Source organism: Streptomyces sp. enrichment culture, assembly GCF_964273255.1.
Lineage (GTDB): Bacteria > Actinomycetota > Actinomycetes > Streptomycetales > Streptomycetaceae > Streptomyces.
In genome coordinates, this window is record NZ_OZ186835.1 from 559,217 (window position 1) to 582,392 (window position 23,176).

A 23,176-nucleotide genomic window follows, 5' to 3' on the forward strand; every position below is an offset into this window, starting at 1 on the left:
TCCAGTGGACGGCACGCCCCCAAGTCGTTCATCGCTCCGACGCGAACCGTACGAACTGCCCCCAGCCTTCACGGCCGACGGCGAAGGACGGGCGGGTCACGTCCTTGGAGTCCCGGACGTGAACCGCCTGTTCGGCGATCGCGACCTCCACGCAACTGTCGCCCTGGCTGCCGCTGTGGCTGGACTTGAACCAGGCGAGTTCCGACGTGCCGCTGCTCATAGCTCTCCTCGCAGTCGCTCCAGCAGGTCCCGGGATTCGGTCGGGTTCAGGGCCTGCGAGCGCAGTGTGTCATAGCGCTGGCAGAGCAGGATCATCTCTTTCGGGTCGGAGATCAGCCGACCGTTCTGCTGCCCCTCTGAGTACCCGAGCCGTCGGCCCTCGGCCGTCTCCAAAATTTGCAACGGCCCATCCAGACACGCATGCAACCGCGCCTCCACCGGCACCACCTGGAGCGTCACGTTACGCGGAGCCGTGAGCTCAAGTACGTGGTCCACCAACCCACGCATCGCCTCGGCATCCCCGAACTGCCGCCGGAACACGTGCTCCTCGACGATGAAGCTGAACGGCACCGTCGGCCGCTCCCGCATCATCACCTGCCGCTCCATCCGTGCAGCGAGCTGCACCTCCAACTCCTCGTCCGTCCGCAGCGGGATCGTGCCCTCGAACACCGCCCGCGCATACCCCTCCGACTGCAACAACCCCGGCACCAAGCGACACTCATACGTACACAGACTCACCGCCTCCCGCTCCAACCTCGCCCACCGCCGGAACCACGCCGCGAGCCCCGCCTCCCCCCGCGTCAGATGCCGCGCGGCCTTCCGCAGCGCACCGGTGTTGCCCAGGGCCTCCTCCGCGCGCTCCACGAACGCCTCGTCCGGCATCCGGCGTCCCAACTCCACCGACTCGACCGTGTGTTTCGAGTACTGGACCCTCGCGCCGAGGTCGGCCCGGCTCAGCCCCGCGTGCTCGCGCAGCGCCTGGACGACGGCCCCGAACGTCCGCAGGCTGTCCGACGGATGCGGCTCCCGCTCGCACTCCCCCACCGGCCCCGCCGGAACCGCCCGCACACCGCCGGCGCTCCCGGCCGCCGCCTCCCCCTCGACCCCGACCACGTCCATCCGCCGCCCCTTTCCTTGCCTCCGCACCGCACCGCGACGGCCGTCTCTTCCGCCGCCCGCGTCCACCCCAAGACTGACGGATCATCAGACGTACCGTCCACTCTTCGTGTCCGTACGCTGACTCAGCGTACGGGGTGCCACACTCGTCCCCGCCCCCGTCCGACCGCCACTCTGAGGTCACGGAGATCCGGGACGAGCCGTCCGTATCCGCCGCTCACCTGCGGAAACACCAGGCGGCCCGCCCCCTCCGTGCACTCCCGCCCACTACGGGCGGGCGCGGCCGGACCCGGCCGCGTCAGACGAGCTGGAAGGTGCAGTCATGCAGAACGGAACCAACCTCTACGCCCTCGACATCAGCGCGGCCTCGTTGACCAAGGCGTGCGGCGGCCCCTGCACGGAAGGGTGCGTGACCCTCGCCCGGATCGGCGAGGACGCCTGGGCGCTGGGCGACAGCAAGCGGCCGGACGCAGCGCCGCTGCGGTTCACCACGGAGGAACTGGACGCCGCCGGTATCGACCCGGCCCGCTTCGGCCTCGGCGCCTGACCCTCGTCCCTCTCCTCCCCCGTCGCCGGCCGGACCGGGCCCCTCCCCGCGTCCGGCCGGCGCTCCGCCCTCCGGGAGCAACACGTGCACCACCACGCCTACCTCTGGACCGGCCCCAAGGCACGTTTCGACGACGAGGCCCTACGACGGCCCCCGCACCCCGATCCGCCCCCGGCCGGGAGCAGGCCGGAACTGATCGAGCGCTACCGCCAAGTCGCCTCGGAGTTCCGCACGTCGGACCTCCCGCCCCTGGAGACGGCGTACTGGCTCGTCAAACCGCGCTCACTGGTGAGGGGCACCTGGGAGGACGCGAAGGAGGCTGTGGCCTGGCTGAGTGAGCGCCTGGCCGAGTACGCCCCGCGGTTCGCCGCGGAGCACGACCGGGACACCGCCCGCCTGGCTCGGCTGGTGGACGCCGCCGCCGAACGGCTGCACGCGGGCGGCGACGTGTCGTACGGCCACTACCTCGAACGCCCGTCGTACCTCGCCCTGGCCGTGGTGACATGCTCACCGAACCGCACGACGCCCGAACTGGCCTGCCCCTGCGCGTAGAGCAGACCCAGCACTCGCCCCCGCCTTGACCACACGCGGCGTGGGCTGCGAACGCTCCCGAAAGTCTGAAGGAACCTGATGGAAACACCTTTCACCCCCAGGCGAGGCACCATCGTGGGCGACGCCCGCCTCGCAGGGCTGGAAGAAGGCTTCAAGGAAGGTTTCAAGGAGGGGTTCAAGGAGGGGTTCAAGGAGGGACGCTTGGCTGGAAAGGCCGAGCAGTTGCTGCGTCTGATGGAGCGCCGCGGCCTCCCGCTGACGCAAGAAGCCCGTCAGCGCGTCACCACCTGCACGGACCTGCCGCTCCTGGATCTCTGGTTCGACCGCGCCATCGACGCCACCAGCCTTGACGAGGTCTTCGCCACCCCCACCTCCATGGACCGCGTCCCCCACTGACACCAAGGACGCGTTTCCGACCGCATTCCACTCCGAGGTGCGGCCCCGCTCGCCTTAGAACTCCTAACGAAACGTCGGGTCCGGCATCCGGGGCGCAAGCGGCATCCGGACAGGCTGGTGTTTCAGGGGGATCCTGTTCGTGCTGCACACCGGGACCGCCTGGGAACACCCGCCACCGGAACTTGGTTTCGGTTCGGGCATGACCTGCTGGCGGCGCCTGGCCGAGTGGACCAAGGCCGGCGTGTGGCCCCGGCTCCACGAAGCGCTCTTGGCCAGGCTCCGCGGTGCGGACGCCCTGGGCTTCTCCCGGACGGCAGTCGACGGCTCCCACATCCGTGCGTTCAAGGGGGATCGAAGACGGGACGAAGCCCTGTTGACCGGGGCAGGACGCGTGCTGGGAGTGAAGCCGCTGATCGCGCGACGCGGCACCGAACACGGCTCCGGACTCGGCACTCAACGCTGGGTTGTCGAGCGTGCCTTCGCCCACCTGCACTGGTGTCGCCGCCTGCGGATCCGCTGGGAGATCCGCGACGACATCCACGAAGCCTTCCTCATCCTCGGATGCGCACTGCTCTGCTGGCGACGCCTGAACTCAACTGTCGATCGCTAGTTCTTCTGCAGGGTGCGGGTGACACCGGCGATGACGGCGGTCGTGAGCATCCAACCGCAAGCGATCAGCAGGTAGGCCAGCCACTGGAGGCCGTTGTTCGACCAGTACCACCCCACGCGCTGTCCCAGACCACCGATGGGAATCAAGAGGTCGAGTGTGTAGACCAGGGGCTGGAACGGGACGCCTTCACCCGGCTTCACCGGGGTGGGAGAGTGGGTACCGAAGACCAGGGCGCCCAGCAGGGTCAGTGTCAGGAGCCAGACGCCTGCCAACCAGGGCCGGTAGCCATAGCCTACGGTCACGTCGAGCAGGTGCCCCCACGCCCGTGCCGGCAGGGATAGGGTGAGGCGTCGGTGGCGCTGTTTGGCCAGGAGCACGCGGCGGGCGTCGTCGTCGTGGCCGATGCGCCGGTACCAGCCCGCGAGTTGTTCGTACGGCTGCGGGGCATACCCGGGATTCCGACGGACCCACGCCAGGCGACGGGCCACCTCGTCCCTGTCGGGCGTTTCGCCTTCGCCCGCTGCGGACGGCGTATCCCGGAATCGGATGGAGCCGTAGGTGAACCCTTCCAGAAGCACCTTCTCAGGCCAGCTCCGCTCGCTGTCCTGGCACCAGGTGGCCTGTGCGGACCGGAGGTCCACCAGCCCTGAGAGCGGTGCTGCGGTTCTGTAGTCGAAGTCGCCCACCTGCATCGCCACGCAGTCCAGGGCTGTGCCGTCCCCGTTCAGACGGGCTCCTTCGAAGGTCAACAGACCTTCTATGCGAGCCCTGCGCAGCCGCACACTTCCTTGCGCGGTGAATCCCTGGGAGCAGTCCACGGTCGAGGCGGTCACACCACCTGCGGCAAGTGCGACGCCACCGGTGTTCTCCAACCGTGCGCCTTGCAGGAACAGACCGCTGAGCAGTCGTGCGCCAGGCAGCCGGAACCCGCCTCGTGTGGTGAGCCGCCGGGCGAAGACGCCGCCGTCCAGGACAAGGCCGCCCGCGAGCACCGCCCATTCTTCCGGGCTTGAAATTTCGGCGTCCGCGAGCAGGAGATTCCCGGCCATACGGGCGTTGACGAGTATGAGAGAGCCACCTTCGACAGTCGACCGCCTCAGATCCAGGTCGCCCTCGATCCGTGCGAGTTCGGCATCGATCCCCGGAACCCAGCTGTCCGCGACCTCGATCGTCCGGGTCGTGGCCCCGCGCAGCCGCACCGCCTCGTCCAGCCGGCAGCCCTCCAGCGAGAGCCTGTGGGGGATCTCCGCCCCGGACAGGTCAAGACGGCCGGTGATACGCGTCCCGGCGAGACGCAGGGCGGCTACGCCCCCAGACCGATCATCGTTCGCGCCGAGCAGCAGCGCCATCACGACGGCCGCGCGGACCGTGCGTTCGGGACCCCACCGAGCACCCGAGGAGGGAGCGTCCGCCTCGGGCGCGCCTGTGCGCAGGTCAACTCGACACCCCTCGGGGAAGGCGTCCCATAGCTCGCGCTCCGGCGAGGTCAACTCGTCATATGACAGCACCCATGCAGAGTAATGATCTCCTCACCCGGTCGCGCACCGACCAAGAGATCAGTTCATTCTGTTAGGGGTTCTTACAGCCCGATCGCCAACGCGCCTCGCAAACAACTCTCCCGGAAACTGCCGTACCGGTGCGTGTGGAAGACCGGACGCTCCGGCTCCGTACGCTCACTCAGCGTACGGGACGCGGTACTCGCCTCCGCCTGTTCCCTCCCGCCACGCTGACGCCATGAACCAGGCAACACCTCACGTCGTCGCCCGCGTCGGCGCCTTCACCCAGCTCCTGTCCTCCACACGGCGCGGCGCCCGTCTCGCGCGGCTCCTCGCAGTGACCGAACTGCGTTCCTGGGGCGTCTCGCAGGACCTCACGGAGCGTGCCGAACTCGTCGTCGCGGAGCTGACCGCCAACGCCGTACTGCACGGGCGCGTGCCGGGCCGCTGCTTCCGGCTCACGCTCGCCCTCGGCCCGGCGGCCGGCCGCCTGCGTATCGAGGTCAGCGACGCCCGCGGAGACCTCCACCCGCTCCCCCGCCCCACGGACACCGACCCACTCGGCACCACCGGACGCGGCCTGACCCTCGTCACCGCCCTCGCCGACCACTGGGACTGCGTCCCCTACCCACCCAGCGGCAAGACCGTCCGGGCGGACCTGCTCGACACCAGTCCCTGGCCGCCCGGCCTCGATCCCACCAGCCCGACCACCCTCGGGATCAGTACAGGAGGTCCACGTCGCTGAACGGTGTTCTGGCTCTTCCGCTGGCCTCACGGAGCTCGTCCGGGTCGTAGTGGAGCCGGAAGGTGTGGGTGTGTCCGCCCCCGACCCAGTAGACGGTGATGGCGGAGAGCAGGTCACGCGCCGTCCGACGGGTGCGGGACCGGATCCCCTCTTCCTGGTCGAGAATCCAGTCCTCGACGTACTCCGGGAGGCTGAAGCTCAGCGTGTAGGCACGTCCTTCACGGGGTTCGAGGAACCAGAGGGGATGCCCTGCGCTCCGCTGGCTCCTGCGCACGCGCACCGCGTGAGTGGGATGTGCCCGCGCGTATCTGAAGAAGTGCTCGAGGTCGTCGGAGACGAGCCCGAGGACGAATGGAGCCGCGGGAAAGGCGAGTACGAGTCCGAGCGGCAGACGCTGCAGGTCGGCCACCAGCGTGTCGAGCGGACGAGTCACCGCGGCGGAGCTGGGCACGGGGCCCTCGTCCATGTCCAGCAGATGGCGGCGTACGTAGTTGCGGATCCTGTACACGGCGGGCCGCTGACTCGGAGGCATCGACTTGGTCACGTCGTAGACCGCCTCGGCGGCGTACTTCACCAGCTTGCACAGGGGGTTGAAGTCGGGCAGCGACAGATCGATGAGCGAGATCTGATGGGCCAGCGCGAACTCCTGCGCGTCCCGCGTGAACCCTGACGTCGAGAAGATCGCGTAACTGTAGTGGTAGCGCGTCCTCGGGCGCCGAGGACCCGCACCATTGCTCAGCGTGGTGACGTCGCCTGCGTTCAGATCGTGCACGACACCGTGGCCGTTGCGTACGACACTGAGTCCGACCGGGGGGCTGGTGAACTTGGCCTCGGCGAACAGACGGATCGGGAGCGAGAAGGGAGGGACGTACGGGAACTCACCCAAAGCATCCGCCTGGTGCCAAGCCCCCCGGCCCCGGACCACCAGGCCGTGTTTGCGCTTTTCCAGCACTTTCCACGGGGGCCTGGCCGTGTCGTCCGCCTCCGTCAGCAGACGGTACCCACTCGTCCGCAGCAGCCAGGCGAGGACCTCTTCGAGCAGGTATCCCTTCAGCGTTCTCAACCCCACCATGCGGTGACCTTAAGCACCATCAACCTGATTACACCTCAGAACGCCGGAACTTCTCACCAGCGTGCTTTCGGGCGAGGATGTGACGCACGTCGGGCAGGCTTCCCCGCCCAGCCACACCATCGCGCCGGAGCCGCGCGCCCTCACCCTCCCCTCCGCAGCGCTATGCCTCCGCGGGCAGCGCGGGGAACACCACCACCGAGCCGTCCCGGTCGCGGGCGATCTCGATCGCCACGTCCGTCGGGCGGCCGTTGAGCGCGACGCCGTCGCCCAGGCTGCGGAGCTGGTACGCCGAACGCAGCAGCCGGTCGACCTCACCGGTCGTGAAGACGGGGCGCTTGCTGCTCGGGCGGGCCAGCTCCAGCGTCGACAGACGCAGCAGCACGGCGGCGATGCCCTTCTCCAGCTCCTCGAGACGCCGCTCGTCGTCCTTGAGGGCACGGACGAAGTTCTCGAACAGGTTGTCCGGCTCGCTCTGGGCCCGCTCGACCGCCTGGAGGACGTTGACGCGCCGCTTCAACGCGACGGCCAGCGAGACCAGTTCGAGGTGGGTGCGGAACACACCTCCCTGTTCGTCGACGCCGGGGAACGCCTCGGTCAGCGTGCCCATCTCGACGGGCTCGCCGGCGGGCAGCTTGTCGAGCGCGCCCCGCCAACGGGCGAGACGGATATCGGCCTTGCTCAGTGCCGTGTCGATGGCGTGCACCGCCGAGTCGAGGCCCAGCGAGACACCGAGTCTTCCCTGGTCGAGCAGGATGGCCGTGGCCTTGTCGATGGCGGGGCGGCAGCCGTTGAGTGCGCTGTGCTCGTCGTCGAGCTTGTCGGCCTGAAGCTGCTCCAGAAGGTCCGTGATGTGCTCGATGGCCTGCTGCCGCTTGCGGTCGGCGTGGGCGCTCACCCCCACGGCCACCGCCATGAGCACGAGTGGAGCGGCCACCGTGAGCACCGTTCCCCCCGCAGCCGCGGCGCCGACGGTCGCGCCCGCGCCGCCGACCGTGCCGGCCGCTGCCGCTCCACTGACCGGCACGAACGTCGGCTTCGCGACGATCTGCCCCGTCGCCGAATTCACGAGGTCGCCGTAGAACCCGCCCTTCGACCCCTTCGGCACCATCCAGCGGACCAGCCCCTGCCCGAACTCCCCGGCAACCTTCGCCGGGACCACCACGCGGCACAGGATCCCGCCGGAGGCCGTCGCCTTGGCGGCCGTGGCGGACACCTTCGCCGAGTCGGTGATGAGCTGCGACAGATGCTGCGCCAGCGGGCTGGCGGCATCGAGCGGAATGCCACGGCTGCGGTCGAGCTTCTCGGGCAGCGGGTGCGCCTCCAGCGTGGCGATCGGCTGGTCGGCCAACGCGGCCAGCACCCCGCGCAGTTCGGTCAGCCGCTCGGGCGTCATCGGCCCGTCCCCGATGACGGCCGGCACCTGGACATCGCGTGTCGCCAGCGTCCAGACCGGAACATTCGGCACCTTGCGGTAGTCGATCATCGTCCCCCCTACTCATCCCACGTCAGCCCGCGTCTGACGTCCCGGCAGAACGGTATAGCCGAATCACCGCACCGTGTGTCACTCGATCCACATCGGCCACCCAGCGGCACAGGTCCGAGGAAGCCTGATACATCTCACTCATGCGCGTTGACGGTGTCAACGTGTAGTCTGTGCGGTGTCCGACACAGGCCTCGCCCTTTCGGAAGGTCACCATGCCGCAGCCCGACCGCCTCCCCGGCACGCCCGACTTCCGCATCAAGCTGCCGCAGGACGGTGCCGAGGCGCGCGGGTACCTGCTGACGCGGTTCGGCGGCAACGGGACGAACAAGTTCCTGCTGCGCGAGGGATCCCTCGTGACCGCCGAGGAGTGGCCGGGGCTCGGCCGCCACGCGCGCCGGTTCCGGGCGGAACTCCGCGCGGACGGCGCACTCGTGGACGCCCCGGCCGCCTCCGGCCGGCCACAGGACGCGCCCACGCGCTGGGTGGTGACGCGGGACATCGAGTGCAACTCCTCGTCGGCCGCCGCCGCGCTGGTGTACGGCTACGACGCCTCCGGCCCGGAGTCCTGGCGCACCGACGAGGGCCACCCGCTCTCCGACTACCAGTCCACCGGCTGGCGCCCCCCGCACAAGGCGTGGCTGGTGCGCGGCTCGAACGTCTCGGGGCACAACCTGGTGCGGCAGCAGTGGCTGAAGGAAGGGCTCGTGTCGCTGTCGGGCGCGCACCTGCCGCCGCTGGAGGAGTCCGACCCGACCAAGAGCGCGCTGCGCCGCTTCGTCGAGGAGGGCTACGAGGGGGCGGCCTCGTACCACCAGAAGCAGGGCCTGGTGGACGAGTTGCACGCGTTCCTGACGCAGATGCGCGTCGGGGACACCGTGGCCACCTATGACGACGACCGGCTGTACCTCGGCCGGATCACCGGGGACGCCGTGCAGGCCTCGTCGCCGGGCGGGCTGTCCAACCTGCGACGGCCGGTCACCTGGCAGGCGGACAGTCACGCGTACGACGAACTGCCCGGTGAACTGCGGCAGAAGTTGTCCGTTCAGCACGACGTGGTCGATCTGACCGGCGTCCTGGACGCTCTGGACGGGCTGGCCGGTGAGGCGGGCGGTACGGACGAGCCCGAGGTCGTGCAGACCCTTGAGCGGCCGGTGCCGAAGGAACTGACCCTGCCCGAGATCAGCGACACGCTCGCCGACGATCTCCTGGTCCACGACCGGGCGTGGCTGGAGGAGCTGCGCGAGCTCCTGCTCGACGAGAAGCAGCTGGTCTTCTACGGTCCGCCGGGCACCGGCAAGACGTACCTGGCGATGAAGCTGGCCGAGTACTTCGGCGGCGGCCCGGAGCAGGTCAAGATCGTGCAGTTCCATCCGTCGTACGCCTACGAGGACTTCTTCGAGGGGTTCCGGCCGGTGGAGGACCCCGAGACACGGGAGGTGGCGTTCCGGCTGACCGCCGGCCCGCTGCGGGAGCTCGCCGACCTCGCCTCACGCGAGGGCAACCGGCATGTCCCGCATTTCCTGATCATCGACGAGATCAACCGCGCCAACCTGGCCAAGGTGTTCGGTGAGTTGTACTTCCTGCTGGAGTACCGGGACCGGTCGGTGCGGCTCACCTACTCCGGGGACGACTTCCCGCTGCCGCCCAACCTCTTCGTGATCGGCACGATGAACACCGCCGACCGGTCGATCGCGCTGGTCGACGCGGCCATGCGGCGCCGATTCGCGTTCGTCGAGCTGTCCCCGCGCACCGAGCCGACCTCCGGGCTGCTCGGACGCTGGCTCGAACGACAAGGCCGCGATGCGGAGCCGGCCCGTCTCCTCGACGCTCTCAACTCCCGTATCGACGAAGCGGACTTCGCCATCGGTCCCTCGTACCTGATGAAGCCGGGCGTGTACCGCGACGGTGGCCTCGAGCGGACCTGGCGCACGAAGATCCTGCCGCTTCTCGAAGAGCATCATTACGGCGAAGGCATCGACGTTGCCGCCCGTTACGGGCTCGACTCGCTGCGCGAGCGGCCGGCATGACGGCACCCGTGCCGGACATGGTGCTGCACGAGTACGGGCCCGCCGTCTCCGTGCCGCTCGGCGCCGAGGCCGGCCGGGCCCTCGCCTCCTCCGGGATACTCCAGAGCGCCACGCCGGACCCGGCCCGGGACGGTCACTGGCTGCTGCGGGCGGGGAACCGGGTCGGCGCGCTCCGTATGCGCGACGGTCCGGTCCTACGGATCATGCCCAAAACGCCGGTGAGCCGGATCTTCTTCCTGCTCGGCTTCAGCCTCGACCCGGAACGGGCCTGGCGCGACGAACGGGAGGGCGCCGTCGACACCGGCGCGTACGACGACGTGGTGCCCGCGCTCGCCCACGCCGTGGAGCGGCGGATCGACGCGGCGCTGCGACAGGGGGTTCTCCAGGGCTACCGGGAGGTGGAGGAATCCTCGTTGGTGGTGCGCGGGCGGATACGTGAGGCCGACCAGATCCGGCGGCACTTCGGCCGCACGCCTCCCGTGGAGATCGCGTACGACGCCTACACCGCGGACACCGCCGAGAACCGCATCCTGCGGGCCGCCGTCGAGCGACTGCTGCGGCTCCCGGGCGTTTCCGGCCCCGTGCGGCGGCGACTGGCGCACCAGCGGGTCCGTCTCGCCGACGCGCTCCCACTGGTCCGGGGACAGGAGCTGCCGCGCTGGCAGCCCTCCCGCCTCAACGTGCGCTACCAGCCGGCCGTGCGGCTCTGCGAAGCCGTTCTGCGCGGCTCCTCGCCGGAGCACCGAACGCCGGGGGCGGATCCGCTCACCGTGGACGGTTTCCTGTTCGACATGAACCAGTTGTTCGAGGACTTCGTCACCGTCGCGCTGAGCACAGCGTTGAAGGAGCAGGGGCTGGTCCCTCGTCTCCAGGACCGCCACCACCTGGACACCGCCGGCCTCGTACGGATCCGCCCCGACCTCGTGGTGCGCACCGGGGACGGCCGGACACCCGTTGCCGTCGTCGACGCCAAGTACAAGGTGGAAAAGGGCGACGGCCGCCTCAACGCCGACCTCTACCAGGCTCTCGCATACGCCACCGTGCTCGGTCTGCCCGAGGCCCACCTGGTGTACGCGGCCGGACAGCTGCCCACGCGCTTCCACGAGGTGCGCAGGACCGCAGTGGGGCCGGACGGGCGCGGAGTGCGGTTGTACCAGCACAGCATCGACCTCTCCTGTGAACCGCGGCAGCTCATGTCGGCCCTGCGTGACCTCGCCGAACAGCTGGCCTGTGCCCTCTCCCGCGCGTGACCGTGACCATCACTTGGACGGAAAGGAAGCCACCGTATGCCCCGGCTCGCCTTCGCCCAGAGTTTCTGGGACGGCTACGACACCCTCGAGAAACCGGTCCGGGCCGGAGTGCGCAAGGCCATGGCGAAGTTCCAGACCATGAGCACCGCCGAACTCAACGCCGACAAGGGACTCCATCTGGAGTCCGTCGAGAACGCCCGTGACAAACGCATGCGCACCATCCGGATCACGGACTTCTGGCGCGGTGTCGTCCTGGCGCCCGACGACGGCAGCGACGTCTTCCTGCTCGTCAACGTGCTGCCGCACGACGACGCCTACACCTGGGCCGCGAAGCGCCTCTACAGCGCGAACTCCGCGACCCGGGCCCTGGAGGTGCGCAACGCCGTCGCCCTCGACGAGCTGACCCCGGTGTACGAGACCGCGTCCCACTCCGCTTCCCGGCTGCTTTTCGAGCACGTCTCGGACGGCACGCTGCGTGAGCTCGGCATCGACGACCAGGTGCTGCGCGCCGCGCGCTCCCTGGCGAGCAAGGCCCAGCTGGAGGCGTTCTCCACGCTCCTCCCGGAGGATCAGCTGGAGGTGCTGCAGTACCTCGCCGAAGGCTTCAGCCCGGAGGAGGTGTACCGGGACGTCGTGGCCGTCCGCCGGCCCGCCGACGCGCCCGCCGAGCCGGTCGAGGACCTGGCCACGGTGATCGCCAACACCCCTGCGCGTATCCGTCTGGTGACGGGCCCGCAGGAACTGGAGGAGGCCCTGGTCAAGCCGTTCGCCGCCTGGCGGGTCTTCCTCCACCCTTCGCAGCGACGGGTCGCCTACCGGACCTCCTTCGGGGGCCCTGTCCAGGTCACCGGCGGTCCCGGAACGGGCAAGACGGTGGCCGCCCTGCACCGCGTCAAGCACCTGCTGGGCCGCTCCGACGACAGCCGTGTGCTGCTCACCACGTACACGAACGCGCTCGCCGCCGGCCTGCGCGACATGCTCGGCCTGCTGCTCGACGAGGACGAGGAACTGCTGGCGCGGGTCGACGTGACCACCGTGGACGCCTTCGCCCACGGCGTGCTGCGAGGGGCGGCGGCGACTACGCCGAAACCGATCGGGGACCGGGAGCAGCGGCAGCTGTGGGAGAAGGTCGTCAAGCAGCTCGACCTGCCGTTCACCGCCCGTTTCCTGGCGCAGGAGTACCGTCACGTCGTCCTCGGCCAGGACCTCCGCGACCTCGGCGCCTACCTCGGCGCGAGCCGCCGGGGACGCGGCACAGGTCTCGGGCCTGCGCGCCGCAGGGAGGTGTGGAGCGGCGTCGAGCGTTTCGAACGGCTGCTGCGGGACCGCGGTGAGACCACGCACCTGGGGATCTGCGCACGCGCCGCTGATCTCCTCGCCGGGGGACCCGCCCCCTACGCCCATGTCGTGATCGACGAGGCACAGGATCTGCACCCCGCGCAGTGGCGAGTGCTGCGTGCCGCCGTGTCCCCGGGGCCCGATGACCTGTTCATCACCGGCGACCCCCACCAGCGGATCTACGATTCCCGGGTGTCCCTCGGGTCGCTGGGCATCGCCACGGCCGGCCGCAGCTTCCGCCTGCGCGTCAACTACCGGTCGACCGAGGAGATCCTCGCCTGGTCGGCGCGGCTCCTGGCGCCCGTCACGGTCGACGCGCTCGAGGGCGACGGCACGGACTCACTCGCCGGGTACCGTTCGCTGCTGCACGGGCGCCGCCCCCAGGCGCAGGGCTACGCCACCCGTCAGGAGGAGACCGAGGCCCTGGTGGACCGGGTGCGGGGCCTGCTGGACGAGGGTCTGGCCCCGCACGAGATCGGCGTGTGCGCACGCTTCAACCTCTCCCTGGACGCCGCGGAGGAGAAGCTGAAGGCCGCCGGCATACCGGTGCTCCGCGTCAAGGGGCAGACCGCGCAGGGCACCGAGGGGGTGCGGCTGGCGACCATGCACGCGATGAAAGGGCTGGAGTTCCGGGCGGTGTCCGTCCTCGGCGTCGGCGAGGGCGCCGTCCCGTTCGCCCGGGAGATCACGCAGCGCGAGGCGGATGCTCTGCAGCACGAAGCCGACCTGCTGCGGGAGCGTTGCCTACTCTTCGTCGCCTGCACCCGCGCTCGCGAAGCCCTGAGCGTCACGTGGAGCGGAGTTCCGAGCCCGTTCCTGCCGCACGTCGCCTGACCAGCCGTCCGCTGCGGCCCGTGCGAGGCACCCCACCGAGCGCCCTGCACCTCCTCACTTCTCCGGTGCCCAGGGCTCCCGTGGAGAGACCGTCATGGGCGATTTCGGTGGGCCGGGCCTCCGCTCGTCCGCGGGGGCCCGGCCGTCACCGGGCGGCCGTACGGCGGCTCACACGCCGTCGGGCCTGCGCATGCGCCGCAGCGCGGGCCTGGCCTTCGGCCGCCGGTCGCCCTGGTCGGCGAGCCAGCCCGCGAGTGCGGCCGGCGTGGGCGAGGTGAAGACGGTACGGATCGGCAGCTCCTCGCCCAGCACCGTACGCACCCGGCTGACCAGGCGTGTGGCCAGCGGCGAATGACCGCCGAGGGCGAAGAAGTCGTCGTGGTCGAAGTGGAGTTCGCCGACATCGGGACGGCCCGGGAATTCGTACCACCGGACTGGTTCGGCGAGGAGATCACCGGGAGCACCGCACGGAGCAACCGGGAACTGGCGGCCTGTCACGAACGATGCCGAGGCATGAGGGAGAGAGCCGATGAAGCGGCATGTCGAGTTCCAACGTCTGCACAACTTCCGCGATCTGGGCGGCTACCGCGCTTCCGACAGTCGCACCGTGCCGTGGCAGGCCCTCTACCGCTCCGACTCGCTCGGCAAGCTCCAGGGCGCCGACTGGGAGAGGTTCCTGGGGCTCGGCATCTGCACTGTGATCGACCTGCGCTACCCGTGGGAGATCGCGGCCAAGGGCCGGGTGCCGGAACCAGAGCGCTTCCACTACGTCGACCTCAGCATCGAGCACCGCCCCTACGACTAGATGAGTGAGTCCGAAGTTTGTGCTGGTCGCAATGGCGAAGGGCGCCCGTTGGCTCGTGTGTGACTACCAGCCTGGACGTCCTTCTGGCGGCACTGTACGTGTTCATCGACGACCATGTGGTCCCTCGTCGCCGGATCGGGCGACCCCCGAAACTCACGGACGCCGAACTGCTGTGCCTGGCCGTTGCCCAGGTGCTGCTCGGCTTCCCTTCGGCCCGGCACGACCACGGACAACGGCCGGCCCCGCGGCCGGTGCGGCCCGCAGGCGCCTGCTCGGGCTGGCCGAATCACAGGGCCTCGGGCAAGCCTCGACCGCCGAGGGCCACGGACGGCCGACCACGCCTCACCAGCAAAAGCGGACATGCCAGAAATATCTCTCGGCAACCGAAAACATGCGGAAAGTGCGAAGCCGATCAAAGGATACGTCAATTCCCGGCGGGCATTCTTGACTGCCGGGCAATAGTCCGCTGCGTGACAGTGGAGGATCCGGAGGTTACTATCGAGCCGGATTCGGGGCCCGAACTCTCGCAGCGGTTCGCCCCGTGCGGCCTTCAGCGACCACCGGGTCGCAATGCGCCATCAGGGGGAAGTCGTGCTTCAGCCACATGACCCTTCGCGGTCAGGCTTTATCCGCGTGACGAGGCGGGTCGTCACGCCGGACCACCGCCATCCGGGCAGGTTGCGCCTGCCGCACCGCCACGCACACACGCCGGTCCACTGTTCCCGAGGATGTCACAGAGCCTTAACGTCCCCACCGAAAACTGGAATCGAAAGTCCTTGAAAGTGGAACCGAGCACGGCACGGAAGCGTCTCCCATAGGGATTTTTATTCGTACGCAGACTGTCTACGCGCCAGCAATAACTGCCGGGCCGGAATTTCTTCCCGCCTGATTACCCGGCAGCATCCCCCGAAACAAGACGTCGCGTGCCCGCGAGCCTCAGCGGCTCCACTTCCACGCCGCTCCGACACCGCACCGGTGCGGTCTTGCCATCGGCGGGGTGGGCAGCATCTCGCCAGTACGGTTCAACACATTCGCAATATGCCGAACGACAGGGCGCCCGACCGGCGCCGTTGGAGTACGAGGGGTTCTGGTATGGCCGAGACGGGCGGACGCGGGCTGATCGTCCTGCACTCGTCACCTTTGATACGCAAAGCGATCCTCGACCTGTTCCGGGGCGATCCGAACGTCACCGTTCTGGGCGGCTGTCCCCACCCGACCGCTGTCGACACCCTCCCCGGCGGCCGGCCCGACGTGGCGCTCGTGGAGTACGAGCAGTGGCCGGAGGTCCGTGGCAACCGGTCCTACTGGAGCGGAACCCGGGTCATCCTCTACAGCAGGGACAACGCGCCGCGCAGCGTGGTGGAGTGCATCAGGGGCGGGGCCGCGGGGTTCGTGCACGAGTCGTGCCCGCCCGAGTCCATCGTCAAGGGACTGCACGACGTGCTGAGCGGGCGCAGCTTCTGGCATCTGGGCACCGACGAGCCCCCGCAGCCGGCCCGGGACACCGGCGTGTGCGGCACGTGGAAGCTGAGCGGACGCGAGGAGGAGATCCTCGGCCTCTTACTGCGCCGCCGCTCCAACGAGGAGATCGCCCAGGAGCTGTGCCTCACGCAGCAGACCGTCAAGAACTACGCGAGCCGGGTCTTCCACAAGGTGGGCGTGTCCGGGCGCAAGGAGCTGTTCAGGATGCTGAGGCCCTGCGGATGAACCTCTCCGAGACGGCACCCGCAGCGGAGCAGGACCCCCTGCTCGTCGAGCGGAGCGGGCGGGTGGTCACGCTGACGCTCCATCGGCCGCACCGCCGCAATGCGATGTCCACCGCGATGCTGGAGCAACTGGCGAAGCGATTGAGCGATTTGACAGGCCGACAAGGTACGGCGGCGCCCGGTGCACTGGTGCTCACGGGGGCCGGCGGGACCTTCTCCAGCGGCGCCGACACCGGTGAACCCGACTGGCACGACCTGTCGCGCCGCGCGGTGCGGCGGGCCCACTTCCGCACGGTGTTCGCGGCGTTGCACGAGGCTCCCTTCCCCCTTGTCGCCGCCGTCGAGGGGTACGCCCTCGGGGGCGGCCTCGAACTCGCCCTGTCCTGCGACCTGGTGGTGGCCGGCGAGGGTGCGCTGTTCGGCCTGCCGGAGCTGGGGGTGGGCGCGGTGCCCGGCGGCGGCGCGGTCCACTCGCTGCTGCGCCGGGCCGGACGCGGAGTGGCCGCCCGGATGCTGCTGATCCCCGGTGAGCGCCTGCGGGCGGACGAACTCGCCCGGCTGGGCGCGGTGGAGCGCACCGTTCCCGACGGCGACGCGCTCGCCGAGGCGCAGGCGCTGGCGGCGTCGGTGGCCGCCGGTGATCCGGCCCTCCTGGCTGCGGGAGTCCGGCTGTTGCGGGACTCCGGGCACCTGGACCGCACGGCGGCGCTCGGGGTGGAGAACGGCTACTGGTGGCAGGCGGCCTCCGCCGCGAACCGGGAGCCCTCCCCGCCCTCGGACCGCCGCTCCTGACGCCGCCGCGGCCTGAACGTTTCGCGCCACGGGGCCAGGCGTTTCGTTGCGGCATGTGAGCCACCCCGATAGCCTGTTGATCAGATTCAGTAAACACTGAATGTGCTGTACGTGCCGTGCCGTACGGCGGATACCGACCCCCCACCCTCCACCCCCGTCGCCCGCCACACCGGCCGGCCGTGGACGCACGAGCCGTGGGCGCAAGAGGAGAGCAGAAGAAACGTGACCCCTCTCATCGAATGTACGGACGTCACCAAGAAGTTCGGTGACTTCACCGCGCTGAGCCGGCTGAACCTGACGGTCCCCCAGGGCGTCGTCTACGGATACCTGGGCCCCAACGGAGCGGGCAAGAGCACCACGATCCGCATGCTCATGGGCCTGTCCCGGCCCACGTCCGGCGTGGTCCGGGTCCTCGGCCAGGACCCGGACCGGCCCGAGGTGCGGGGGCGTATCGGCTACCTGCCCGGCGAACTGCGGCTGGACGAGCGGCTGACCATCGGGCAGACCCTGGCGTCCTGGGGACGGCTCCGGGGGATGACCGACACCGCCTACCGGGACGAGCTGGTCCAGCGGTTCGGCATCGACCCGTCACGCAAGGTCCGGGGACTGTCCACGGGCAATCGCCGCAAGGTGGGCCTGGTCGGCGCCTTCATGGCCAAGCCGGAACTGCTGGTCCTGGACGAACCGACCAACGGGCTCGACCCGTTGATGCAGCAGGTGTTCCTCGGCACGGTCGAGGAGGCCCGGGACAACGGGCAGAGCGTGCTGCTCTCCTCGCACATCCTCTCCGAGGTCGAGCGGGTCGCGGACCAGGTCGCGGTGCTCCAGGGCGGCAGACTCGCCGCCTCCGGCCCGACGCACGAGCTGCGCCGCCGGGCCGCGCAGCGCTTCCACATCACCTTCGCGGAGGACGAGGACGTCCCGCTCGCCGCGCTGACCTCCCTGGACGGGGCGTCGGACGTGGAACGGCGCAGGCCCGGGGGTCAGGAGGTCAGCCTGGCCTGGACCGGATCGCCCGACCCGCTCCTGAAGCTCCTGTCCGGGCACCGGATCACCACGCTCACGGCGCCCGAACCGGACCTGGAGGAGGCGTTCCTGGAGTACTACCAGAGCGACGTCCCGGGCAGTCGGGGCACCGCGGCCGACGAGCCGTCCCCGGGCTCCGCCCCCGTGCGGTGACCGCCGCAGTCACCGCCACGGGTCTTCAGTCACCAAGGCCGCTCCCCCGGGCCGGCCGGAAGGGAAACACATGTCGTCGCCCAGCTCGGAGATCTTCCGGCGCGGAGTACAGATCCAGAAACGCACCCTGATCGCCTGGTCGGCCGCGCTGGTCCTGCTCGCGCTCTCCGTCGCCGGGGCCTGGCCCTCGATGGAGAAGTCCGGCGCGCTGGAGGACTTCGCCTCCGGCGTCTCGCCGGAGGTGGCCACGGCCTTCGGGATCGACCAGATCAGCAGCGCCAGCGGCTACCTCAAGGGCAACCTGTACGCGGTCCTGCTGCCGCTGCTCCTCGGTCTGATGGCCGTGACCGCGACCGCCGCCCTGACCGGCGGCGACGAGGAGGCCGGGCGGCTCGAACTGCTGCTGGCGCTGCCGGTGGCCCGCCGCACGGTCTTCCTGGTGCGCTTCCTCTGCGTGGCCTTCGGTCTGGTCGTCACCAGTCTCCTGGTCTGGCTGTCGGTCCACGGCTCGGTCGTCGCCTTCGACATGGACGTCTCCGGGGGCGGGGTCGCCGCCGTGACGCTGACGGTCGGCCTGCTGGCCGTCCTGCACGCCGGGGTCGCCTACGCCGTCGTCGGATTCGGTTTCGGACGCGGTCCCGCGCTGGGCGTGGCGGCCGGTGTGCTCGTCGTCGGCTATCTGCTGCACGCCATCGCGCCGATGTCCGACGCTCTGGAGCCGCTGTCGAACATCTCCCCGTGGGAGTGGGCGCTGGGCAACGACCCGCTGGTCAACGGCGTTCCGTGGGGCGGGGTCGCGCTGCTGCTGGTCCTCTCGGTCCTGGTCGTCGCCGCCGGTACGCACGCGGTCGGCCGACGGGACGTCAAGAACGCCTGAACAGCGCGCCCTTCCACGCCCGAAGCGGCCCGGTCCCTCCCCTCGCGGAGGTGCCCGGGCCGCTTTCGTGCGTAGGCGCGTCTACCGCACGGGGTTGACGGATCCGGCGGAAAATCGAGTACCGGGAGTCATCGAACCGGCCGAGTATGAGTACTTGACGGCCATATCGAGGCTCGTGTAGGAGCGGTTAGCTTCGCCTCATGGACAGCAGCCGAGACCTCTCCCCGGACCTCTCCGATCCCGTCGTGCTGACCGGCATCGGGTGCGTGCTGCCCGGCACCCCCGATGTCCACGCCTTCTGGAGGCATGTCTCCACCGGAACCCCCCAGGTGAGCCGGCTGGAGAAGCCGGCGTTCGCCGCTGCCGGGCTGCCGGTCCACGCGGCCGCGCAGCTGGGTGCGTTCGACACCGCGGTCCGGCTGCCGGACCTCGATCCGGCGCACGCCGCCAAGTACAACCGCGACATCCTGGCCACCATGGCGGCCGTCGGCGACGCGCTCGCGGACGCCGGGATCGCCCGGGGCCAGGTCGCCCCGGAGCGGATGGGCATCGTCCAGTCCTCCTCCCGCGGCCCGCTGTCCTGGTGGGCCGAGACCATGACGGCGGGCCCCGACCAGGACCCGTACGCCGGCAAGGCGACGGCCATGTTCCGCGGTCTCGCCGGCTGCCCGGCCACGCTGGCCGCCATCGCCGTCGGGGCCAAGGGCCTGGTCACCACGGTCAGCAGCGCCTGCGTCGGCGGCCACCACGCGATCGGCCTCGCACTGCGCGAGCTGCGCTCGGGCAGCGCCGACGTGGTGCTGGCCGGGGGCCACGAGTTCCCGATCACCCCGGAGGTCGCCCGCTGCTACCTGGGCCTCGGGGACGGGGTGCTCTCCCCGGAGGAGGAGGACCCCGCCTCCGCCGTCCGCCCCTACGACCGCGACCGGCGCGGATTCGCCCTGGGCGAGGGCGCGATGACGCTCTGCCTGGAGCGCGAGTCCTCCGCCCGCGAGCGCGGCGCCCGGATCTACGCGCGGATCCTGGGCCACCGCGCGCTCAACGAGGCCGACCACGCCACCAGCATGGATCTGACCGGAGACGTCACCGCCTCGGTCGTCGCGGCCGTGCTCGACGACGCCGGGCGCAAGCCCGAGGAGGTGGGGTACGTCTGCGGCCACGGCACCGCCACCCGGTACAACGACCTCGCCGAGAGCCGTGCCCTGCGCCGGCTGCTGCCGCACCGCGACGACGCCGACCTGCCGCCGCACGGCTCCAACAAGCCCATCTACGGCCACACCTTCGGCATGGCCGGAATCATCAACGTCGCCGCCACCTCGCTGATGCTCCACCACCAGCGGCTGGCCCCGACCGCCAACCACCGCACGCCGGACCCCGAGTGCGACCACGACCACGTCGCCGAGGGGCCCCGCGACACCGAGTTCGACCTGGCGGTCTCGCTGTCCTTCGCCTTCGGCTCGCAGACCTCCGTCATGGCCCTGGAGCACGCATGACCACAACGCCCGAACACCCTGCCGCCACGGGCCACCGGACCGGCCCCTACCTGGCCGCCGACCCCGACGACCTGATACGCCGCTTCGTCCGCGAGGGCGACCACCTGCACGCGGCGGCGACGATGTCGCGGCCCAACGCCCTGCTCAACGCGGTCTGCCGGACCTTCGCCGGCAGCCGCAGCCTGACCGTGAGCACCACCGCCGTGCACTCCAGCGCCCACGCGCTCGCCCTCTCCGGCGCCGTGCGCAAGGTGATCACCGGCTTCGTCGGGGACACCTACCCCTCGCCGCGCCCCAACCGCCTCTACCGCGAACTGGCCGAGGGCCGGCCGTTCGAGATCGAGATGTGGTCGCTGCTGACCTACACCCAGCGGCTGATCGCCGCGGCACTCGGCCAGCCGTTCGCCACCACCGGCTCGAGGCTCGCCGAGACCGACCTCCGGCACGGCAAGGAGGGCAGCCTCCACCTGGTGCCGCACCCGGAGGACCCGGAGCGCACCGTCGCCCTGCTCAGCCCGCTGCGCCCCCGCTTCGCCCTGTTCCACGGCGTCGTCGCGGACAGCCGGGGCAACATCGTGGCCTGCCCCCCGCTGGGCGAGGGCCCCTGGGCCGCGTACGCCGCCACCGACGGCGTCCTCGCCTCCGTGGAGGCGATCGTCGACGACGAGGTCGTCGCGGCGATGCCGGACCGGGTGGTGATCCCCGCCGCCCGTGTCCTCGGCCTGTGCGAGGCTCCGCTCGGCGCCCACCCGCAGTCGCTGCGTACCGGCCGTCTCGCCGGGGTCGACGGCTACCTGGACGACTACGACTTCCTCACCGGCATCGTCGGCGCCTGCACGACCCCGGAGACCGCCGCCGCCTGGTACGAGGAGTGGGTCGGCGGGGTGTCGGGCCACGCCGAGTACCTGGAGAAGCTGGGCGAGCGGCGCCGCTCCGGACTGCTCTTCCCGGCTCCCCCGGGCGGCAGCGCCGTCGCGGAGCAGGCCGCCCCGCCGGTGGACGCGTCCGCCGCGCCCACCGAGCAGGAGCAGCTCATCGTGCTCGGTGCCCGCGCCGTCGCCGACCTGGTCCGGGAGCGCGGCTACGACACGCTGCTCGCCGGGATCGGCACCTCGCACATGGCGGCGTGGCTGGCGGCCCGGCTGCTGGCGGACGACGGCATCCAGGTGCGGGTCGCCGCCGAACTGGGCCTGCAGTCGATGGACCCCGAGCCCGGCGACGTCTTCCTCTTCAGCCAGCGTCACGCCGAGCGTTCGCAGATGCTCGCAGGCGTCGCGGAGACGCTCGGCGGCGCGGTCGCCGCCAACCCCCGCTGCCTGGGCGTGCTGTCGGCGGCGGAGATCGACCCGGACGCCAACATCAACACGACGCTGCTGCCGAACGGCCGCTGGATCACCGGCTCCGGCGGGGCCAACGACATCGCCTCGACCGTGGACTGCGTGGTGGTCGCGGCCGCCTCGGCCCGCCGCTACGTGCCGCGGCTGGCCCACCTCACCAGTCCGGGCCGGCGGGTCCGGGACGTGGTCAGCCAGTTCGGGCGCTTCACCCGCACCGGAGCCGGCGACGCGTTCGAGCTGACGAGCTGGCTGGCGCCGGTGCCCGGCCGGGGCCGCACCGAGGCGGACCTGCCCGACGGTCCCGAGGCGGCGGTCCGCGACCTGACCGGGTGGGACTTCCCCGACGGATCCACGGGAGTCAGCGCGTTCCTGCACGACGAGAAGGCCGTCACCACCGAAGAACTCGCGCTCCTGCGCACCATGGACCCGGAAGGCTGCTACCGATGACCACCACCGCCGAGACCGTCCCCGACCCGGCGACAGCCCATCTGCGCCCCCTGCCGCCCACCGCGATCGCCCCCGTGCGGCTCGCCGGGATCGGCCACTACTTCCCCGGCGAGCCGATCACCAACGCCCACTTCGAGCAGCTCGACGCGCTGGGCATCGACGACGCCTGGATCCGCGAGAACACCGGGATCGTCAGTCGGCACTGGCCGGCCGACGACAAGGAGCGCGCGGTGGAGATGGCGGCCAGGGCGGTGGACGACGCGCTGAGCGCCGCCGGTCTGGGACCCGACGACATCGACCTCGTCATCGGCACGACCTCGACGACCCGCCCGCGCACCAACCCCTCCAGCGCCACCAACAACTACATGGACATCTCGCTGCCGCTGCAGAAGCAGGCCGGGCTGCGGCACGCCACCTGCTTCGACGTCACCTCGGTGGCCTGCGCCGGCTTCATGTACGGCACCGCGACCGCCGCCGCGATGCTCCCGGCGCTCGGCATGCGCAACGCGCTGGTCGTCTGCGCGGAGAACCCCCGCCCGATCCTGAACTTCGACTACCGCTACTCGGCGCTGTTCGGGGCGGGCGCCGCCGCCGCGGTCTGGTCGGCGGACACCGCGGAACGCGGACTGCTGGACGTGGCGCTGCACGCGGACGGCTCGTACTTCGACGCCTTCGACATCGACGAGAACGACAAGATGCTGATGCGCGGCCGTGAGGTCGGCGCGGTCGGCCCGAAGCTGCTCACCCACGTGGGCCGGGAGATCCTGGAGCGCAACGGCCTGACGGTGGACGACATCGACTGGTTCGTGCCGCACCAGGGCAACCTCAACATGATCAACCAGGTGAGCCGGGCGCTGGAGATCCCGGGAGACAAGCTCCTGACGAACATCCAGGAGCGGGGCAACACCTCCAGCGTCTCCATCCCGAGCTGCCTCTCGGAGAACCTGAGCGCCGGGAGGATCCGCTCCGGCGATCTCGTCGCGGCCATCGGCATCGGCCGCGGCTTCAGCTGGGGCGCGATGCTCCTGCGCATCCCGTGAGCCCGGCCTCATCCCCCTCCGCCGGGCCGTGGCC

Annotated in this window: 21 protein-coding genes and 2 pseudogenes; 17 read left to right on the forward strand and 6 right to left on the reverse strand. The window is 70.5% G+C overall.

The genetic code is table 11. The annotated features are described in order from the left end of the window. Window positions 1-28: 28 nt before the first annotated feature. Window positions 29-220 (reverse strand): DUF397 domain-containing protein, encoded by a 192-nt coding sequence (locus ACSU53_RS02490; protein ID WP_384667243.1) that lies wholly within the window; start codon window positions 218-220, stop codon window positions 29-31. Beyond that, the gene (locus ACSU53_RS02495) at window positions 217-1,119 is read right to left on the reverse strand and encodes a helix-turn-helix domain-containing protein (RefSeq protein ID WP_437024532.1); all 903 of its coding nucleotides are present in this window, start codon (window positions 1,117-1,119) and stop codon (window positions 217-219) included. Before ACSU53_RS02495 ends, ACSU53_RS02490 begins: the two co-directional genes overlap by 4 nt. Window positions 1,120-1,438: 319 nt before the next feature. Here ACSU53_RS02495 and ACSU53_RS02500 point away from each other — a divergent pair, with 319 nt between their 5' ends. From ACSU53_RS02500 to ACSU53_RS02515, 4 genes and pseudogenes are all read left to right on the forward strand, one after another. Continuing rightward, complete coding sequence (locus tag ACSU53_RS02500) at window positions 1,439-1,663, forward strand: DUF397 domain-containing protein (protein ID WP_186779377.1); 225 nt, start codon at window positions 1,439-1,441, stop codon at window positions 1,661-1,663. An 84-nt stretch (window positions 1,664-1,747) separates the two neighbouring features. After that, window positions 1,748-2,215, forward strand: coding sequence for a hypothetical protein (locus tag ACSU53_RS02505; protein WP_437024533.1), 468 nt, complete (start codon window positions 1,748-1,750; stop codon window positions 2,213-2,215). A gap of 78 nt (window positions 2,216-2,293) precedes the next feature. Beyond that, a complete protein-coding gene (locus ACSU53_RS02510; RefSeq protein ID WP_437024534.1) occupies window positions 2,294-2,611 on the forward strand; it encodes a Yae1 family protein in 318 nt (105 codons plus the stop codon). A 148-nt stretch (window positions 2,612-2,759) separates the two neighbouring features. Beyond that, window positions 2,760-3,221: pseudogene (locus ACSU53_RS02515) on the forward strand (transposase); the annotation flags it as partial. Here the strand turns inward: ACSU53_RS02515 and ACSU53_RS02520 are convergent. Next, window positions 3,218-4,729 (reverse strand): oxidoreductase, encoded by a 1,512-nt coding sequence (locus ACSU53_RS02520; protein ID WP_344556827.1) that lies wholly within the window; start codon window positions 4,727-4,729, stop codon window positions 3,218-3,220. The pseudogene ACSU53_RS02515 and the gene ACSU53_RS02520 overlap by 4 nt on opposite strands. A gap of 226 nt (window positions 4,730-4,955) precedes the next feature. On the opposite strand from ACSU53_RS02520, the gene ACSU53_RS02525 reads away from it, so the two are divergent. Continuing rightward, on the forward strand, window positions 4,956-5,462 hold the full coding sequence (locus ACSU53_RS02525) for an ATP-binding protein (RefSeq protein WP_205077761.1): 507 nt from the start codon (window positions 4,956-4,958) through the stop codon (window positions 5,460-5,462). On the opposite strand, the gene ACSU53_RS02530 is transcribed toward ACSU53_RS02525, so the two are convergent. After that, complete coding sequence (locus tag ACSU53_RS02530) at window positions 5,437-6,534, reverse strand: hypothetical protein (RefSeq protein WP_437024535.1); 1,098 nt, start codon at window positions 6,532-6,534, stop codon at window positions 5,437-5,439. The two genes, ACSU53_RS02525 and ACSU53_RS02530, sit on opposite strands and share 26 nt — an antisense overlap. Window positions 6,535-6,694: 160 nt before the next feature. Then, window positions 6,695-8,017, reverse strand: coding sequence for a hypothetical protein (locus ACSU53_RS02535; protein ID WP_437024536.1), 1,323 nt, complete (start codon window positions 8,015-8,017; stop codon window positions 6,695-6,697). Window positions 8,018-8,229: 212 nt separating this feature from the next. Between ACSU53_RS02535 and ACSU53_RS02540 the strand changes: the two genes are divergently transcribed. Genes ACSU53_RS02540 through ACSU53_RS02550 form a run of 3 tightly spaced genes read left to right on the forward strand, consistent with a single transcriptional unit; the run spans window position 8,230 to window position 13,466 of the window. After that, a complete protein-coding gene (locus tag ACSU53_RS02540; protein WP_437024537.1) occupies window positions 8,230-10,044 on the forward strand; it encodes a DUF4357 domain-containing protein in 1,815 nt (604 codons plus the stop codon). Next, window positions 10,041-11,294 (forward strand): McrC family protein, encoded by a 1,254-nt coding sequence (locus tag ACSU53_RS02545; protein ID WP_437024538.1) that lies wholly within the window; start codon window positions 10,041-10,043, stop codon window positions 11,292-11,294. The genes ACSU53_RS02540 and ACSU53_RS02545 overlap by 4 nt, the downstream gene beginning before the upstream one ends. A 36-nt stretch (window positions 11,295-11,330) precedes the next feature. Further along, window positions 11,331-13,466 (forward strand): UvrD-helicase domain-containing protein, encoded by a 2,136-nt coding sequence (locus tag ACSU53_RS02550; protein ID WP_382963172.1) that lies wholly within the window; start codon window positions 11,331-11,333, stop codon window positions 13,464-13,466. Window positions 13,467-13,634: 168 nt separating this feature from the next. Here ACSU53_RS02550 and ACSU53_RS02555 read toward each other — a convergent pair whose 3' ends face one another. Further along, window positions 13,635-13,964, reverse strand: coding sequence for a phosphopantetheine-binding protein (locus ACSU53_RS02555; protein ID WP_164443987.1), 330 nt, complete (start codon window positions 13,962-13,964; stop codon window positions 13,635-13,637). 31 nt (window positions 13,965-13,995) lie between these two features. On the opposite strand from ACSU53_RS02555, the gene ACSU53_RS02560 reads away from it, so the two are divergent. The 9 genes and pseudogenes from ACSU53_RS02560 (at window position 13,996) to ACSU53_RS02600 (ending at window position 23,142) form a co-directional block, all read left to right on the forward strand. Further along, window positions 13,996-14,271, forward strand: coding sequence for a tyrosine-protein phosphatase (locus ACSU53_RS02560; protein ID WP_437024539.1), 276 nt, complete (start codon window positions 13,996-13,998; stop codon window positions 14,269-14,271). A 59-nt stretch (window positions 14,272-14,330) separates the two neighbouring features. Next, window positions 14,331-14,492, forward strand: a pseudogene (locus ACSU53_RS02565) (IS982 family transposase); the annotation flags it as partial. Window positions 14,493-15,363: 871 nt separating this feature from the next. Next, window positions 15,364-15,978 carry a LuxR C-terminal-related transcriptional regulator gene (locus ACSU53_RS02570; RefSeq protein WP_391640079.1) on the forward strand — a complete coding sequence of 205 codons (615 nt, stop codon included), beginning with the start codon at window positions 15,364-15,366 and terminating at the stop codon, window positions 15,976-15,978. Then, window positions 15,975-16,769 carry an enoyl-CoA hydratase/isomerase family protein gene (locus tag ACSU53_RS02575; protein WP_437024540.1) on the forward strand — a complete coding sequence of 265 codons (795 nt, stop codon included), beginning with the start codon at window positions 15,975-15,977 and terminating at the stop codon, window positions 16,767-16,769. The genes ACSU53_RS02570 and ACSU53_RS02575 overlap by 4 nt, the downstream gene beginning before the upstream one ends. Before the next feature lie 222 nt (window positions 16,770-16,991). Beyond that, the gene (locus ACSU53_RS02580; RefSeq protein ID WP_437024541.1) at window positions 16,992-17,948 is read left to right on the forward strand and encodes an ATP-binding cassette domain-containing protein; all 957 of its coding nucleotides are present in this window, start codon (window positions 16,992-16,994) and stop codon (window positions 17,946-17,948) included. Between the two features lie 70 nt (window positions 17,949-18,018). After that, entirely contained in the window at window positions 18,019-18,825 is an 807-nt protein-coding gene (locus tag ACSU53_RS02585) for an ABC transporter permease subunit (protein ID WP_437024542.1), read from the forward strand. A 200-nt stretch (window positions 18,826-19,025) separates the two neighbouring features. Then, entirely contained in the window at window positions 19,026-20,318 is a 1,293-nt protein-coding gene (locus ACSU53_RS02590; protein ID WP_382555598.1) for a beta-ketoacyl-[acyl-carrier-protein] synthase family protein, read from the forward strand. After that, window positions 20,315-22,102, forward strand: coding sequence for a CoA-transferase (locus ACSU53_RS02595; protein ID WP_164333312.1), 1,788 nt, complete (start codon window positions 20,315-20,317; stop codon window positions 22,100-22,102). The genes ACSU53_RS02590 and ACSU53_RS02595 overlap by 4 nt, the downstream gene beginning before the upstream one ends. Then, on the forward strand, window positions 22,099-23,142 hold the full coding sequence (locus ACSU53_RS02600) for a ketoacyl-ACP synthase III (RefSeq protein ID WP_164443994.1): 1,044 nt from the start codon (window positions 22,099-22,101) through the stop codon (window positions 23,140-23,142). Before ACSU53_RS02595 ends, ACSU53_RS02600 begins: the two co-directional genes overlap by 4 nt. The last annotated feature ends 34 nt before the right edge of the window (window positions 23,143-23,176 follow it).